This is a genomic window from [Muricauda] lutisoli (nom. illeg.) (assembly GCF_017313105.1).
GTDB lineage: Bacteria > Bacteroidota > Bacteroidia > Flavobacteriales > Flavobacteriaceae > Flagellimonas > Flagellimonas lutisoli.
Genome location: NZ_JAFLND010000003.1, coordinates 248,928 through 264,638 on the forward strand (window position 1 = coordinate 248,928; position 15,711 = coordinate 264,638).

The 15,711-nt window shown below is 41.3% G+C and carries 17 protein-coding genes; 14 read left to right on the forward strand and 3 right to left on the reverse strand.

What is annotated here, in order from left to right:
* The first annotated feature begins 4 nt into the window (after window positions 1-4).
* A complete protein-coding gene (locus tag J0X13_RS12020; RefSeq protein ID WP_207071664.1) occupies window positions 5-559 on the forward strand; it encodes a nitroreductase family protein in 555 nt (184 codons plus the stop codon).
* Here the strand turns inward: J0X13_RS12020 and J0X13_RS12025 are convergent.
* A complete protein-coding gene (locus J0X13_RS12025) occupies window positions 556-1,068 on the reverse strand; it encodes a DUF456 domain-containing protein (protein ID WP_207071665.1) in 513 nt (170 codons plus the stop codon). The genes J0X13_RS12020 and J0X13_RS12025 overlap by 4 nt on opposite strands.
* Before the next feature lie 171 nt (window positions 1,069-1,239).
* On the opposite strand from J0X13_RS12025, the gene J0X13_RS12030 reads away from it, so the two are divergent.
* From J0X13_RS12030 to J0X13_RS12090, 13 genes are all read left to right on the forward strand, one after another.
* On the forward strand, window positions 1,240-1,623 hold the full coding sequence (locus tag J0X13_RS12030; protein ID WP_207071666.1) for a hypothetical protein: 384 nt from the start codon (window positions 1,240-1,242) through the stop codon (window positions 1,621-1,623).
* A gap of 108 nt (window positions 1,624-1,731) precedes the next feature.
* Window positions 1,732-3,957, forward strand: a complete 2,226-nt coding sequence (locus J0X13_RS12035; protein WP_207071667.1) for a TonB-dependent receptor — start codon at window positions 1,732-1,734, stop codon at window positions 3,955-3,957.
* A gap of 121 nt (window positions 3,958-4,078) precedes the next feature.
* Entirely contained in the window at window positions 4,079-4,441 is a 363-nt protein-coding gene (locus tag J0X13_RS12040) for a BlaI/MecI/CopY family transcriptional regulator (protein ID WP_207029420.1), read from the forward strand.
* Window positions 4,438-6,078, forward strand: coding sequence for a M56 family metallopeptidase (locus J0X13_RS12045; protein ID WP_207071668.1), 1,641 nt, complete (start codon window positions 4,438-4,440; stop codon window positions 6,076-6,078). The genes J0X13_RS12040 and J0X13_RS12045 overlap by 4 nt, the downstream gene beginning before the upstream one ends.
* Window positions 6,079-6,262: 184 nt before the next feature.
* Entirely contained in the window at window positions 6,263-6,712 is a 450-nt protein-coding gene (locus J0X13_RS12050; protein WP_242535721.1) for a hypothetical protein, read from the forward strand.
* A gap of 1 nt (window position 6,713) precedes the next feature.
* On the forward strand, window positions 6,714-7,271 hold the full coding sequence (gene ruvC, locus J0X13_RS12055; protein WP_207071670.1) for a crossover junction endodeoxyribonuclease RuvC: 558 nt from the start codon (window positions 6,714-6,716) through the stop codon (window positions 7,269-7,271).
* Window positions 7,272-7,296: 25 nt separating this feature from the next.
* Window positions 7,297-8,427, forward strand: a complete 1,131-nt coding sequence (gene hemW, locus J0X13_RS12060) for a radical SAM family heme chaperone HemW (RefSeq protein WP_207071671.1) — start codon at window positions 7,297-7,299, stop codon at window positions 8,425-8,427.
* An 85-nt stretch (window positions 8,428-8,512) separates the two neighbouring features.
* Window positions 8,513-9,265 carry a cyclase family protein gene (locus J0X13_RS12065; protein ID WP_207071672.1) on the forward strand — a complete coding sequence of 251 codons (753 nt, stop codon included), beginning with the start codon at window positions 8,513-8,515 and terminating at the stop codon, window positions 9,263-9,265.
* Window positions 9,266-9,616: a DUF4260 domain-containing protein gene (locus J0X13_RS12070; RefSeq protein WP_207071673.1), complete on the forward strand. Its 351-nt coding sequence runs from the start codon at window positions 9,266-9,268 to the stop codon at window positions 9,614-9,616.
* 1 nt (window position 9,617) lies between these two features.
* On the forward strand, window positions 9,618-10,241 hold the full coding sequence (locus J0X13_RS12075) for a DUF4230 domain-containing protein (protein WP_207071674.1): 624 nt from the start codon (window positions 9,618-9,620) through the stop codon (window positions 10,239-10,241).
* A gap of 1 nt (window position 10,242) precedes the next feature.
* Window positions 10,243-10,644: a Dabb family protein gene (locus J0X13_RS12080; protein WP_207071675.1), complete on the forward strand. Its 402-nt coding sequence runs from the start codon at window positions 10,243-10,245 to the stop codon at window positions 10,642-10,644.
* The gene (locus J0X13_RS12085; RefSeq protein ID WP_207071676.1) at window positions 10,641-11,000 is read left to right on the forward strand and encodes an MmcQ/YjbR family DNA-binding protein; all 360 of its coding nucleotides are present in this window, start codon (window positions 10,641-10,643) and stop codon (window positions 10,998-11,000) included. The genes J0X13_RS12080 and J0X13_RS12085 overlap by 4 nt, the downstream gene beginning before the upstream one ends.
* A 6-nt stretch (window positions 11,001-11,006) precedes the next feature.
* Window positions 11,007-12,776, forward strand: coding sequence for a MutS-related protein (locus J0X13_RS12090; protein ID WP_207071677.1), 1,770 nt, complete (start codon window positions 11,007-11,009; stop codon window positions 12,774-12,776).
* On the opposite strand, the gene J0X13_RS12095 is transcribed toward J0X13_RS12090, so the two are convergent.
* Entirely contained in the window at window positions 12,773-13,873 is a 1,101-nt protein-coding gene (locus tag J0X13_RS12095) for a DUF4407 domain-containing protein (RefSeq protein WP_207071678.1), read from the reverse strand. The genes J0X13_RS12090 and J0X13_RS12095 overlap by 4 nt on opposite strands.
* A 106-nt stretch (window positions 13,874-13,979) precedes the next feature.
* Complete coding sequence (locus tag J0X13_RS12100; protein WP_207071679.1) at window positions 13,980-15,710, reverse strand: M56 family metallopeptidase; 1,731 nt, start codon at window positions 15,708-15,710, stop codon at window positions 13,980-13,982.
* Window position 15,711: the final 1 nt, after the last annotated feature.

A 15,711-nucleotide genomic window follows, 5' to 3' on the forward strand; every position in this document is an offset into this window, starting at 1 on the left:
CATTATGATTTTTGATCTGATCAAGGAAAGAAGAAGTATTTTTCCTCCTCAATTTAATGATAAACCCATTTCAAGAGAAACCATTGAGAAAATTTTGGAAGCTGCGAATTGGGCCCCAACGCATAAGAAAACAGAACCTTGGCGGTTTAAGGTATTAATGGGGGAAAAGAAACAGGAATTAGGTGCTTTTTTGTCCAATAAATATCAAGAAGTGGACCCCAAGCCGAAGCAGATGAAAATCAAAAAACTGCAATTTAACCCATCCAACTCTGGAGCCGTAATCGCCATCTGCATGCAACGGGACCCAAAAGAAAGCCTACCCGAGTGGGAAGAGATTGCATCGGTGGCCATGGCTGTCCAAAATATGTGGTTGTGCTGCACAGAACTTGGTATTGGATGTTATTGGGCATCACCGGGACTTATAAAGTTTATGGATGAATTTTTTGACCTTAAGGAAGGTGAAAGATGTCTCGGATTTCTTTTTATGGGCTATTATGATGGTGAAGTGGAAAGATCCGATAGAACCCCTGTTTCTGAAAAAGTACAGTGGCTGGATTAACCAAAAGTAAATAGGTCCCCTGCATATTTGATGGTGATGTATACGTAGAATACGGTATACATAACGGTTACCACAAGTTTCATAAAAGTACCCGTCAAAAACCCTAAAAACGAACCAAAGGCCGCCTTCATGGCGGTTTTTTTATTGGCTTTGTTCATCAATTCTCCGACCAATGCACCAATAAATGGCCAAATAATAATACCCAAGGGTCCGAATATGGGAACAAAAAGGGCGACAAGTAGGCCTATGATGGTTCCCCACATGCCAGCTTTGCTGCCACCGAACCGTCTGGTACCCATGGCGGGTATTATATAATCCAAAATGGTGATGGTGATCGCGATGACAAAGGTTACTCCCAAAACCCACCAATTATCTGGTACAGCTCTAGTTAAGTAGAGCAATAACAATCCCACCCAGCTGATAGGCGGACCGGGCAAAACGGGCAAAAAGCTACCGAGTATTCCGACCAGCATCAAAAGAAACCCCAAAATGAGCAATGCTATGTCCATGGTTGTGTTTTACTGTTAGACAAATGTAACCGACAATTGTTACAAACAAAATCAAAATGAAACCCTACCCTTAATTTTTTCGTAGGTAAATTTGAAACCAACAATCAAAAGGTCATTAAACCGAATAAAACACATACAAAATCAAAGTTCATCAGTATAGGATGTGCTGTGATGTGTCTGTTTTATTTACTTGGACTTTTTAACGGACTGGTGTTGGAGACCTTGCATGAAGTCTCCCACATTGTTTCTCCGGAAACCAACCACCATCATTTTGCTACTGATCGCGAAGCCATAGATTATTCTTCTTTGGAAGCCATGGCGGGCCACTCTCACGAAGCATTGGAAGCCTTAAAGGAATTGTTGGAGGCCCATCAGCCCGATGAACAAGAATCCAAGGATGGGATCAGCTTTAAATTGGATAAACATGTTTCCGAAGAAATTAGTCTTCAACATGAAATAGGTTTGTTGCCGGTAGGTAACAACAATTGGGCTTATCAAAGCATAACTCCATTTTGGTGCCAAAACGTAACTACACCGCCTCCCCAACATGGTTGAAAAATAGGCTAGGCCAATTTTTAAGAACGAGTTCCAATCTTTTTTTGGGGTGGTCTGGTACTTCAATTGTTCAGACTTTTTTATCAAATCAAATTAAAAGACAACGACATGAAATATTTTATGACGGCATTGTTCATGCTGTTCATGGGCATTATTGCTGCACAAAACATAGAGGGAAAACTGGTAGATGAAGCTGGTTCCCCCATAGAGGATGCTGGAATTTTCAACAAAACCAGTGGACAACACAGCCATACCGATGGAACAGGACATTTTGTTCTGGACAGGACTTCAGTAAACGATACAATTTACTTTTCCAGACTGGGATATGCCACGCTCACCCGAGTGGTGAGTGAAACGGATTTACAAAATACCATTACCATTGTACTTGAGGAAAGTTCCATTTCATTGGACCAAGTAGTTTTGGTATCCAAGGTGAACGCCTTGAGCAGAGTAGTGGATGTGGATGTAAAAACCAATCCCGTAAAATCATCACAGGAAATTTTAAGGAAGGTTCCCGGCCTGATCATTGGTCAGCATGCCGGCGGCGGAAAGGCCGAACAAATATTCTTGAGAGGCTTTGATGTTGATCACGGAACCGATGTGGCCATTAATGTGGACGGCATGCCGGTAAATATGGTTTCCCATGCCCATGGTCAAGGTTATGCGGATCTTCACTTTGTTATTCCTGAGACCATTGAGAATGTAAATTTTGGGAAAGGACCCTATTATGCCGATCAAGGGAATTTTAATACCGCGGGTTACGTGAATTTAAAGCTGAGAAAAAGCTTGGACAAAAGCGTTTTTTCCACCGAAGTTGGACAATTTGGCGCGCGCAGGTTTATAGGGATGTTCAATGTGTTGGAGAACCAAAACACCAATGCTTACTTGGCTTCGGAATTGTATTTGACAGATGGACCGTTTGAGTCGCCACAGAACTTTAATCGAATCAATATTTTGGGAAGATATCACTATGCTTTGCCTGGCGATCAAGAGTTGCTGTTAACGGCTTCGCACTTTTCGAGCAAATGGGATGCATCGGGCCAAATACCGCAACGGGCCGTTGATCAAGGACTGATAAGCCGTTTTGGAGCCATTGATGATACGGAAGGCGGACAAACAAGCAGGACCAATTTCGTTTTGAACCACAACAAGAGCTTGGGTATGGGGAAATCGATCAATACCATGGCGTTTGTGTCCCATTACGATTTTGAGCTCTATTCCAACTTCACATTTTTCTTGGAGGATGCTGTGAACGGGGACCAGATCAAACAATTTGAAGACCGGATGCTGGCAGGTGCAAAAACCGTTTTTCAGGATAATTCGGCCAATTTGGGCAACTTGGATTTTAAATACAACGCAGGAATGGGTTTTAGGTACGATAATCTAGATGATAACCAACTGTCCCACACCTTGAACCGTCAAGAGTTGTTGGAACGATTGGCCTATGGAGATGTGGATGAGGTAAATGGCTACGCCTTTGCTGGAGCTGAATTCAAATCAGGTAAATTTACCTTTGAGCCCGCCCTTCGTATGGATTATTTCCGGTTCGATTATGTTGACAAGATGAGTGAGCTTTACGACAGTCGCAGTGAGGAAAAAATGGCTTTTAGCCCTAAATTCAATACCATTTACAGTCCAACTCAAAATACCCAGTTTTTCTTAAAAACAGGAATCGGTTTTCATTCCAACGATACTAGGGTGGTTGTAGCAAATGAGGGTGAAGAAATTTTACCGGCTGCCTATGGGGTGGATTTAGGAACCATCATTAAACCAGCGGATAAATTGGTTTTGAACGCCACCGTATGGACCTTGTTTTTAGATCAAGAGTTTGTTTATGTTGGAGATGCAGCTATAGTCGAGCCCAGCGGAAAAACCAGAAGAATGGGAATTGAGGTGGGAGCGAGGTACCAACCTATGGACTGGATCTACTTTTATACCGATGCTAACTATACCCACGCTCGTAGCACCGAAGAAGCCGAAGGAGAAGATTACATACCCTTGGCACCCGATTTTACAATGGCGGGTGGTGTCACCACGGGAGGTGACCAAGGTTTTTCGGGAGGATTTAACTATAGGTATATTGACGATAGACCTGCCAATGAGGACAATTCGATTATAGCAGAAGGTTATTTTGTCACTGATGCCACGTTGAATTATAGTGTGAACAATTGGACCTTTGGCCTGATTGTGGAAAATTTGTTCGATACCGAATGGAACGAGACACAGTTCGCTACGGAAAGTCGTTTGTTCAATGAGCCTAATTCTTTTGAAGAGATTCATTTTACACCGGGAACACCTTTTTACCTACGAGGAAAGATTACCGTAACTTTCTAAATAATTATCCGCCAGAAAACTACGCTGGCGGATTTTTTATCTATTTTCTAACTAAAAAATTAGTTTAAACTAAATATTTAGTTATATTTGTTTCGTGTTGAACTAAAAAGTTAGTTAAAAAATGAAGCAACTCACCAAGGCAGAAGAAGAGGTAATGCAGCTCCTTTGGAAAATTGAAAAGGGCAATGTTGCCGCAATTTTGGAAGAATTGCCAGAACCCAAGCCAGCCTACAATACGGTTTCCACCATTGTTCGGATTTTGGAGGACAAGGGTTTTGTGTCTCACGAAAAAGTGGGCAAGGGGCATGTGTACTTTCCTTTGATGAAAAAAGAAGAGTACAGTAATCAGAGCCTGAACAAATTGATGGATGGGTATTTCCAAGGCTCATTCTCCAGTATGGTGTCCTTTTTTATGAAGAAGAACGACATCAGTTTAAAGGAACTCGAAGAAATTATGAAAAACATTAAAGACAAAGAACAATGATTACCTACATTCTAGAATCTTTAGCGTTTCAACTCGTCTTTTTGTTGGCCTATGATCTTTTTTTAAAGAAAGAGACCTTTTTTCAATGGAACCGTGCATATATGCTGGTCACGTTTGCTCTTTCCCTCATATTGCCGTGGGTAAAAATACGGGCCCTACAGACCTCAATGCCGCAGGAGTTGGAAACCACAACAGTATTTCTTGCCCAGTTGAACGGAGTAGTGCTCGGGCCCGGCATGGAACAAGCTAGTTGGCTCGAACGTATTTCTTGGCCATACTTGGTTTTGGGTCTTGGGAGTACATTGGCAACGATATGGTTTGTTTACAAGTTAATTCAAATTAGCAGACTCCGTAATAAAAGTGTTGTGGAGAATTATAAGGAATTCACGAAAGTCACAGTGCCCAAAAGTACTTCCGCTTTCTCCTTTTTTCGAAACATTTTTATGGGAGAAGAAATCAAAAAGGACAAGGAGCCCAATATTCTGGCTCACGAATTGGTGCATGTAAAGCAATGGCATTCCTTAGATCTTCTCTTTTTTGAGTTGGCCCGAATAGTTTTCTGGTTTAATCCTTTGGTGTATATCTATCAAAGTAGAGTGTCGGAACTGCACGAGTTTATTGCCGATGAAAAAGCAGTCAAACAAAACAAGACAGGGCATTTCGAGATGTTGTTGTCTGAAGCATTCAACACACAGAATATCAGTTTTGTCAATCAATTTTTCAATAAATCACTAATCAAAAAGCGAATAGTCATGTTACAAAAAAAGAAGTCCAGAGCCGTATGGCAGTTAAAGTATGTATTGTTGTTGCCCCTTGTGTTGGGCATGTTGGTGTATACTTCTTGTGAGGTCGGTAATGAAGAAAATAAAGGAGAACTTGATGCTAGTGTGCCCTTGACCACCGTTAAAGAAGTACCATTCGGTGTAGTGGACGAAGTACCTGTTTTTCCGGGTTGTGAAGATGCCGAGGATAAAAAAGCTTGTTTTCAAGAAAAAATGCAAGCACATATCCGCAAAAACTTTCATTATCCAGAAGCGGCTCAGGAACAAGGCATCCAGGGTAGGGTAAGCACCATTTTTATAATTGATCAAGAGGGGAATGTAGTAGATATAAAAATGAGAGGTCCACACGAACTTTTGGAAAAGGAAACCGAAAGGATTTTGTCCAAACTACCTCAAATGCAGCCGGGTAAACAAGATGGACAATTTGTGAATGTTCCGTTTTCCATCCCAATAACTTTTAAAATTGACGATGGGGACCAAACGAAAAAGTCCGCTCAAGAAAGTGATAATTCCGTTCCCTTCGCCACAATCGATCAAGTTCCCATTTTCCCGGGCTGTGAAGATGCCGTTGACAAAAAAGCTTGTTTTCAGGAAAAAATACAAGCACACATTCGTAAAAATTTTCATTATCCCGAAGCGGCCCAAGAACAAGGTATACAGGGAAGGGTGGCCGTATTGTTTACAATTGATACCAATGGTGAGATAACTACCATTAAAAAGCGAGGTCCAGATAAATTGTTGGAAGATGAAGCAGTACGAATCATAGAACGCTTGCCCAAAATGCAACCCGGAAAACATGAGGGAGAGGTGGTAAAAGTACCTTTTGCAATTCCAATCACTTTTAAATTGCAATAACTCGTCAATTTGAAGAGGATATTTGTTCTCTTTCTGTTAATATTTTTTCAAAGCCGGTGCGCAAACATCGGCTTTGGTTGTTGCAAATGGAATGCTACTTACCTAAGCAAATTCTTCAAAATGTCGTAATTTCAGCCAAATTCTAGGGGCTGTCATGCAGAAGTTTGTTTTGTTAATCATTTTTATGGGTTTGCTCGTATCCTGCGAGTTGTTCGAGTCCAAGGAGGATAAGACCCAAAAACTGGTCAATGAGGAGCTTTTGGCGATTGATTGGAACGACGTAGATCAATATCCACTTTTTGACGATTGTGACGAAACGGCCCCCAAAGAAGCGCAACAGGAGTGCTTCCAAAACGTGATCACCGAATATTTTTCCGAAGCTTTGGCGGGACTCAATTTCCAAGTGCGCAACGATATGAACGATACGGTCTATATCGATTTTTTGATTGATGAGCATGGTTTTATGTCGGTGTTGAACGTAGAGGAAAAAACATCCGTGCTCAATGAAATATCGGATTTCAATACCAAAATCTCCGCACGTTTGAACGATTTGACCACGGTGGCACCCGCATTAAAAAGAGGAAACCCAGTAAGTCTTCGCTTTAGGCTTCCACTGGTTTTAAATACCTACTAATTTGGCAACAGAAAAAATTATATTGGGAATAGATCCTGGAACCACGATCATGGGCTTCGGCATCATCAAGGTGATCAACAAACAAATGCACTTTGTACAGATGAACGAATTGATGCTCCGTAAATATGATGATCCCTATACCAAGCTCAAGCTCATTTTTGAGCGTACCTTGGAACTCATTGATACCTATCACCCAGACGAAATAGCCATTGAAGCCCCATTTTTTGGTAAAAATGTGCAGTCCATGCTCAAATTGGGCCGTGCGCAAGGTGTTGCGATGGCAGCTGGACTGTCCAGGGAAATTCCGATAACGGAGTATATGCCCAAAAAGATAAAAATGGCCATTACGGGCAATGGGAACGCCAGTAAAGAGCAAGTGGCCAGAATGCTTCAGAGTGTGTTGAAATTAAAATCCTTGCCAAAAAACTTGGACAGTACCGATGGTCTGGCTGCTGCGGTATGTCATTTCTACAACGAAGGCAGGGTAGAAGTCGGGAAAAGTTATACAGGTTGGGAAGCTTTTGTAAAGCAGAATCAATCAAGAATTAAAAAGAAGTAATAGTTCATTGCAAATTGTCCATTGAATGAGCGGAATCTATATCCACATCCCTTTTTGTAAGCAAGCTTGTCATTATTGTGATTTCCATTTTTCCACACAAATGGGAAAAAAGGAAGCCATGGTCAATGCCATAGCAAAAGAACTGGATTTGCGAAAATCGGAGGTTGATGATGAGGTTGAGACCATTTACTTTGGAGGAGGAACCCCATCAGTTTTATCCAATGCTGAAATTGAGCGTTTGACCCAAACCGTGTATGACAATTACAAAGTAATTGACAATCCAGAAATCACTTTGGAAGCCAATCCAGATGATTTGACCCGCAATCGAATTGTCCAACTATCCAAAAGTCCAATAAACCGACTCAGTATAGGTATCCAATCCTTTTTTGAAGAAGATTTAAAATTGATGAACCGGGCACACAATGCCTCCGAAGCCGAACAGTGCATCCAAGAAGCCATTCGGTATTTTGATAATATCACCATTGATTTGATTTATGGCATCCCGGGTATGGACAATGCACGATGGAAAGCCAATGTTCAAAAAGCTTTGGATTTTGGTCTGCCCCATATTTCGAGTTATGCCCTGACCGTGGAACCTAGAACTGCCCTGAAAAAGTTTATTGAAAAAGGTCTCGTTCCCGATGTTGATGATGAACAGGCCCAAGAGCAGTTCCATATTCTGGTGGATATGTTGGAAGCTGAGGGCTTCGTCAACTATGAAATTTCCAATTTTGGGAAACCTGGGTTTTTCTCCCAAAACAATACGGCGTACTGGTTGGGCAAGAGGTATTTGGGCGTTGGGCCATCGGCACACTCTTTTGATGGAAAACATCGAAGTTGGAATATCCGAAACAATCCAACCTACATCAAAAAAATAGAAGCGGGTGTTTTGCCCATGGAAACTGAGGCACTTTCCACCACGGACAGGTACAACGAATATGTGATGACGGGCCTGCGTACCATTTGGGGCGTGGATTTGGATAGAATAGCTTCGGAATTCGGGAAGAATTACCAAATGTATATCAATCAGCAATCATCCAAATTTCTAGAACAGGGCTTACTGCTTATCGAGGACGGAAAATTGCTCGCCACCAAAAAAGGCAAGTTTTTGGCTGATGGGATTGCATCTGATTTATTTATGCTTAATTTAAAATAGTAAATTGTCGTTCCTGTGTAATCAGGAATCCATAAAGTTGAATTAATTCCCGATAGTACCGGGAAAGATTAAAAGTAACCTAAATTTGATAGCCAGTATAAAACACAACTCCCGAAACTACAAAATAGACCTGACCAAACCACTTGATATTTCCATACCCCTTAAAGGTGGCGACAAAAACGTGAACGCATGGTATCTGGACCCGCCTAAAATCGCACCGCACGAACAGGATGGGTTTGTGGGCAAGGTTAGCGAGGGCGCATCCACCAATTTCAACGATATTTGGTTCAACCCGCATTCGCACGTAACACATACCGAATGTTTGGGGCATATATCCGAAGAGTTCAATTCCATCAATAAAAAGCTAAAGAAGTTTTTCTTTTTGGCAGAGGTGATCACCGTGGCGCCCGAACAAATGGGGGAGGACTTTGTGATTTCGGAAAAGCAGATAAAATACGCTCTGGGCAACAAGAAAAGACAGGCTGTGGTTATTAGAACCATTCCCAATTTGGGAGACAAGCGCTCAAAAAAATATTCGGATACCAATCCCACCTATCTGACCGAGGCAGCCGCCAAACATCTGGTTAAAAAAGGGGTGGAGCACCTTCTTGTAGACCTTCCTTCCGTGGATAAGGAAAAAGACGGAGGAGAACTTTTGGCGCACAAGGCCTTTTGGAACATGAATGGCAAACCGAGAAAAAAGGCGACCATCACAGAGTTTATCTATGTGCCCAATCCTGTTGAGGATGGCACCTATTTTTTAAACCTGCAAGTGGCCCCTTTTGAGAATGATGCGAGCCCCAGTAGGCCAGTGCTGTATAAAATTGAAAAACAATAAATGAAGACAACCCTTAAATTGGAAGAGGCTATGATGCTCGTTTTGGGCATTTACCTTTTTAGCCTGTTGGATTATGCCTGGTGGTGGTTTTTGGTGTTGATCCTAACCCCCGACATTGGAATGTTAGGGTACCTTTTCGGGAACAGGGTTGGGGCCTTTTCCTATAATTTGTTCCACCATAAAGGAGTTGCCATACTGGTTTATCTCGCAGGCATCTACTTTTCCATACCTTTATGCCAGTTGATTGGAATAATTTTGTTCTCACACGCCTCTTTTGACAGAATGTTGGGCTACGGATTAAAATATGACAAAGGGTTTAAGTTTACCCATTTGGGTGAAATAGGTACATAAAATGGGTGAAGTTGTAAACATCGTTTTAGGGTTGATCTTGGGCGCAATACTCATGTATTGGGTTTATTCCCTTTTCCGAAAAAAGAAGAACAAAGAAATTACCGAAGAACAGTCTACGGTAATCCTCAACAAAATACGAAGCGTTTGTAAACTCGTTTCTGTCGAAGGGGATTTTGCCGAAATTTATCATTATGAGAATACCAAGGACAGTTTTATGAGCTTGTTCCGTAGCAAAAAAAAGGCATTGATCGTAATCAAAGCAAAGGCACATATTGGCTACGACCTCAACAAACTGGATATGAAGGCGGACAACGATAGAAAGAAAATTATCCTGAGCCACTTTCCCGAACCCGAAGTATTGTCCATTGAGCCGGATCTGCAGTTTTATGATATTAAAAACGGGATATTCAATAGCTTTTCACCGACAGACCTGACAAATCTTAATCAGGAGGCCAAGGAGCACATCAGACAAAAAATACCGGAGAGCGGGTTAATGGAAACTGCAAGAAATGAAGCTTTGCAGGCCGTTTTGGTAGTAGAGAAAATTGTAGAGACCATTGGGTGGACATTGGATTATTCGGCCTTGGAAATACCCAACAAGGAAAAACAACTTATAGAAGAATAGCATGAAAACAAAAATCATAACCTTGCTCTTGGTGGCTGTATTTGCAAACAGTTGTGTGCAAATCAAAAACGAAGCAGAAAATTTTGACCATACTTTTGCCCATGTGGTTTATTTCTGGTTCAAAAACCCAGAAAGTCAGTCCGATAGAGCTACTTTTGAAGCATCCTTGACCAAGTTTTTGAACAATTCCCAGTATGCGAAAACCAAGTTTATCGGTAAACCGCCAAAGGCGGTTCGTGATGTGGTAGACGACTCTTTTACCTATTCCTTGATTCTCTCTTTTGAATCGGCCGAAGATCAGGCAGCCTATCAAACAGAACCTCCGCACCTTGTTTTTATTGAGGAGTGCGAAGACCTTTGGGAAAAGGTGATAGTTTATGATTCTGAAGGAATTGCGCAATGAATGTAGAGGTTCTTCGCGAAGTTTGTATATCCAAAAAAGGTGTGACCGAAGAGTTTCCGTTTGATGAAAGCACATTGGTCTTCAAGGTAATGGGCAAAATGTTTGCCTTGGTGCCTTTGGAAAGACTTCCACCCCAATGCAATCTTAAATGCGATCCGGAACGAGCCATGGAGCTGCGAGAGGAATTTGATGGGGTCATCACTGCGGGATATCACATGAGCAAAACCCACTGGAACACACTTTTTATAGAACAATTACCTTCAGACTTGATCAAAGACCTTATAGATCACTCGTATGATTTGGTAGTGGCCAGTCTCACAAAAAAAATGCAACGGGAGCTTAACGCTTTAGATTGATTTTAGATGACGGAATTAAAGGAATTTTATACCAATCAAAGAGATAAACATCAAACGGAGCAACAGCGAGAAAAGAAGAAGCTATCCATTTTAGCCACGCTCAGACTTTTGGTTTTTGTGTGTTTTTGGGCTGCGATTTATCTGTTTTGGGGCGCGACGGCCTTAGTTGTGATACTACCACTTTTAATAGTCTTATTTCTCTATTTGGTAACGCGATTCAGTAATGTGAAACGCCATAAAAAGTATTTGGAAAGGCTTGTTGCCATCAATAATAGGGAATTGCAAATCTTGGATCGACGTTACCAAGATTTGCCGGATGGGAAACAATTCTTGAAACCTGAACATCCCTATGCGCAGGATTTAGATCTTTTTGGTAGAGGTTCTTTTTATCAATATGCCAATCGTACCATTTTGATGCAGGGCAGGGAAGTGCTTTCTGAATTTTTGTTGGATGGATATCCAAGGGATATTTCCAAAAAACAAGCAGCCATTCAAGAACTGGCAGAGATGCCCGAGTGGCGACAACATTTTTCCGCCTTGGCAGGGGAGACCCAACCCAAAATATCATCTGATCTGGTCTCCGATTGGATGAAAAATCATAAATCCTTTGTGCCCAAATGGGCAGGAATCGTTCCTCCAATTTTTGCTTTAATGTCAATTTTGGCAATTACTTTGGCCGTTATGGGGGTTGTACCGGAAAGCTTGGTACTATTTTGGTACTTTATAGGTATTGGGGTCGTGGGTCGGTATGCAAAAAATATTATTGCATTTACTGCAAAAGTATCCGAGGCACAAGAAACCATACAACAACATCAACAGTTGATTTCTGAACTGGAACAACAGCATTTTACATCCGAACTTCTATGCGAGCTCCAAAAGAAATTGTTGATCCAGGGTGAAACAACATCCAAAATTTTAAAACGCTTCTCTCAAAGTATGACCATGTTGGAACAGCAATTCAACTTGATTGTTTCCATATTTGCCCAAGGTCTTGGCCTGTATAGCCTTTACTACGCTTTTAGGGTTGAGTCTTGGATAAAAAAATATGGGCACCATGTGGAAGATTGGTTCGCTGCCATCGCCCAGTTTGATGCCTACATTACACTGGGAACCTATGCTTTCAACCATCCTGACCATAGCTATCCAACTTTGGTGGAGGGCGATATGGTGTTGAGTGGCAAAAAAGTTGGACACCCCTTGGTGGACCCTAATAAAAATGTGTTGAACGATTTTGAAATAGGAAAAGGGCGCTTTTGTATTGTTACGGGGGCGAATATGGCAGGAAAAAGTACGTTTTTACGGGCGGTTGCTTTGCAAATTGTAATGGCGAATATGGGTTTGCCGGTAAAAGGAAGCGAAGTAAAATACAATCCTGTGAGGTTATTGACCAGCATGCGCTCTTCAGATTCCTTGGCGGATGAAACCTCGTATTTCTATGCAGAACTCAAGCGTTTAAAGTATATAGTGGATGAACTGGAAAAAGAAGATTGTTTTGTAGTATTGGACGAAATTTTAAAAGGCACCAACAGTGTTGACAAAGCCGAAGGTTCCAAAAAGTTTGTGGAACGATTGGTGAAAAATGGATCTACGGGAATGGTGGCCACCCACGATTTGAGCCTTTGTACTTTGGCCGATGAACTTCCCGAAGTGGAAAACCGCTATTTTGACGCACAAATCGTGAATGGGGAACTGTTCTTCGATTATAAGTTCAAAGAAGGGGTCTGCCAAAATATGAATGCTTCTTTCCTGCTAAAAAATATGGATATCGTGGATTAAAGTCCTTTTACCTGAACATTGTGAAATGAATCGGCCTGTAGGCGAAGCAACTCTTCTGCTTTTTCTTTTTTGTAACGGTACAGTTCCTCTTCAGATTTAATGTCCGCATAAATTTGCTGGTTGATTTCACCATCGGTTGACAACAATAATTTGCGTTGTTCCACTTTTTGGGTCACCCAAGTAGCCACCACACTTTCCTGCTCTTCAAATTTATAGTCGTATTCTCCTTTTGGGGCCAACAATTTGGCAATTATCGGAGCAGTTTCAATAGCTAAGAACAGTAAAAAGATAAAAAACGATGGAAACCAAGGTAGCTTGCCCAGGGCATTAATACGTGCCATTAGTCCATCAAAACCATCAATGATCGGTTGGGAATTTGCAACGGCGGTATCGTAATCGGATTGCAAAGTCGCTATTTGCGCTTCAATATTTTCAATTTTATCGCCGTTCGTTTCTTTTAATGTATTGAGTTCTGCCAATGCGGCATCGTGCTTTTCCCGTTTTTCCTTGTAGACGGGACCTTTGCCCAACAATCCTGTTCCTGCCGTGCCTTCGGCCTCGGTAATGTAGGTGTCGTAAAGGGCATTGGTCTCTGCTTCTTTGGTCGCAATTTCACTCTTCAGGTTGGCAATGTCTTGGTTCAGGTTTTCAATTTTTGGAGTGTACTGGAGTGCCAACTGTTCTTTGTTGTCCAAGGTCATGGCATTTTTTTCCTCCAAAAGCACCTGATTGATTTCCTTCTCAAAAATCTTCATTTCCAAAGGTTTGGAAATCACTACGGCAATGATCAAGGCCAATACGATTCGCGGAGCCGCTTGCAATAATTCGCCCTTAAAATTGTCCCTTTTTTTTATGGTGGACACAATGTATCGGTCCAAGTTGAAAATGAGCAGACCCCATATCAAACCAAAGAATGTGGCTATATAAATGTTGTCAAAAACGGTGTAAAGGGCATAGCCTGAAGCGATAAAAGCCATTACGGCCGTAAAGAATACCGTGGCACCGATACCTGCATATTTGTTGCGTTCCCCGTTGGAACAAGTTTCTAAAATTTGGGTGTCCGCGCCCGAGCAGAAAATAAAAAAGCGTTGTAACATATCGTGTTCTCTTTGATTGATAGGATATTAGAACGTGATTTTAGGTGATTTGTTACATAAAAAGCCCCAAAATAGGGGCTTTTAACAATTTTTATGTCTCGGAAACTTAGTTTTCGATGACAATGGGTTCGGTGGATAGTTTAACAACGGGATTGGTTCCATTGGCTTCGCGGGCATCAATGTTTATGTGTTGGTTTTTTTGAACCACCTCAATGGCTTTTTTACCGGATATTTCCTTTCCGTTCAAGGTAAAGCTAGCCCCTTTAGCTACCATTTTTTTGATGTGTTCAATAGGCTTTGGTGGTGCAGGAGGTGCTGGAGGCACAGCGGGTGCTGTGGTTTTTACTTCTTTTACACTTTTAAGGGCCGATGGAGGCATTGGAGGTCTTGTAGCACTAGGTGCTGGTGGTGGCGGTGGAAAATTAGGAAAGGGTTCGGCGTCTGCACGCTGTTTTTCTGACATTTTCCCATAAATGACTTTTAACCGCATGACCTCCTTCTTATTGATGACCATGTTGTTATGGTCCATATCATTGTATTTTTTGGCCAAGGCATTGTACTCTTTCATTTCTTCACGTGAAGCACTTTGTTGTAATTGTACCTTGTTGTCGACCACGGTCATTTTTTTGGCATTTAAAAGGGTCGTTGCTGAAGTGATTGGAACGTTTTCTTTGAACTGGTCTTTGTCCATAACCACCTCCTCTACAACTACTTCAATCAAATCAATGCCTGTTGTTCTTATAACCTTTGACAAGTTTGTTAGGGTATTGTAATGTACTGGTTGAAATGTCGTGATTTCCACTTTGGTTTCTGAAGCATCATAGCTTTGCAGATAGTCTTGGTTTAGGATTTTCGGGATTTCATTAAAATGAAAATTTTGATTTCCCAATGCTATACTGCCGTTATCAAGGAGGTTCATTTTTATGATTTGCTCAAAGGAACCCTCTCTTTCAATTTGACGATGTTCACTAAACCCAAATAACAATAGGGCAGTAAGTGGCAGAAGTAAAAAACTTCTCAATACAAATGATCTGTTTGATGTGTTTGTTTTCATGACTGTAAAACGTTTTTTGATTGATGAATAATTAATGGCATTTGCAATGCCGATCGACTGATGTTTATTAAAATTATCGTGTGATAAGTACGATAAGATAGTATTTTGATAATGTGAACGGTCCTTGTTCTTGACAATCACGGCCCTGTCCGCCAAGAATTCGTGGTTCAGCTTTATAGCTGATTTAAATAGGTAGATAATGGGATTGAACCATAGTAATACTTGGGCAAGTTCAATAAATAGGATATCCAGACTGTGCCGTTGCTTGGCATGGGTTTCTTCATGTAATAGGACTTCTTGGGGTATGTTCTTCTCCTCAAATTGTTGTTGGTTCAAAAAGATATAATTGAAAAAAGTATGGGGAGGGAGGGATTGTTTTAAAAGTACCTTAGTGATGAAATTTTCCTTGAGTTTGGTATTGGAACGGATGCGAGACCAAATTTGGATAAGGTGTACAACAAAACGGAACCCAAATGCCAACACTCCAAGGGCATAGATGCCCCAAAGCACAGCGTTCCAATCAAAGATTGATTCTCCAAAAAGTGTTCGGGATGTATCGATTTCGGAAATTTTACCGGTTGTTGGACTGACGACATTTACGGTGTTGGGTGAAATATCCACATATTCGGTAAAAACAATATTCGGAATAAGAAAAGAGGCCATAAGTGCACCCAAAAGAAAGAATCGCTTAAAATGATGTATGCTTTCCTTTTCCAAAACCAGTTTGTAGAAGGCCAGAAAAATAACGAGACATGCGGTCGATTTTATAAGGAAGACTAGCATA

Coding starts and splice junctions, on each gene's coding strand:
- J0X13_RS12020 (WP_207071664.1), top strand. CDS start 5: ATGATTTTTGATCTGATCAAGGAAAGAAGAAGTATTTTTCCTCCTCAA.
- J0X13_RS12025 (WP_207071665.1), bottom strand. CDS start 1,068: ATGGACATAGCATTGCTCATTTTGGGGTTTCTTTTGATGCTGGTCGGA.
- J0X13_RS12030 (WP_207071666.1), top strand. CDS start 1,240: ATGTGTCTGTTTTATTTACTTGGACTTTTTAACGGACTGGTGTTGGAG.
- J0X13_RS12035 (WP_207071667.1), top strand. CDS start 1,732: ATGAAATATTTTATGACGGCATTGTTCATGCTGTTCATGGGCATTATT.
- J0X13_RS12040 (WP_207029420.1), top strand. CDS start 4,079: ATGAAGCAACTCACCAAGGCAGAAGAAGAGGTAATGCAGCTCCTTTGG.
- J0X13_RS12045 (WP_207071668.1), top strand. CDS start 4,438: ATGATTACCTACATTCTAGAATCTTTAGCGTTTCAACTCGTCTTTTTG.
- J0X13_RS12050 (WP_242535721.1), top strand. CDS start 6,263: ATGGGTTTGCTCGTATCCTGCGAGTTGTTCGAGTCCAAGGAGGATAAG.
- hemW (WP_207071671.1), top strand. CDS start 7,297: ATGAGCGGAATCTATATCCACATCCCTTTTTGTAAGCAAGCTTGTCAT.
- J0X13_RS12070 (WP_207071673.1), top strand. CDS start 9,266: ATGAAGACAACCCTTAAATTGGAAGAGGCTATGATGCTCGTTTTGGGC.
- J0X13_RS12075 (WP_207071674.1), top strand. CDS start 9,618: ATGGGTGAAGTTGTAAACATCGTTTTAGGGTTGATCTTGGGCGCAATA.
- J0X13_RS12080 (WP_207071675.1), top strand. CDS start 10,243: ATGAAAACAAAAATCATAACCTTGCTCTTGGTGGCTGTATTTGCAAAC.
- J0X13_RS12085 (WP_207071676.1), top strand. CDS start 10,641: ATGAATGTAGAGGTTCTTCGCGAAGTTTGTATATCCAAAAAAGGTGTG.
- J0X13_RS12090 (WP_207071677.1), top strand. CDS start 11,007: ATGACGGAATTAAAGGAATTTTATACCAATCAAAGAGATAAACATCAA.
- J0X13_RS12095 (WP_207071678.1), bottom strand. CDS start 13,873: ATGTTACAACGCTTTTTTATTTTCTGCTCGGGCGCGGACACCCAAATT.
- J0X13_RS12100 (WP_207071679.1), bottom strand. CDS start 15,710: ATGCTAGTCTTCCTTATAAAATCGACCGCATGTCTCGTTATTTTTCTG.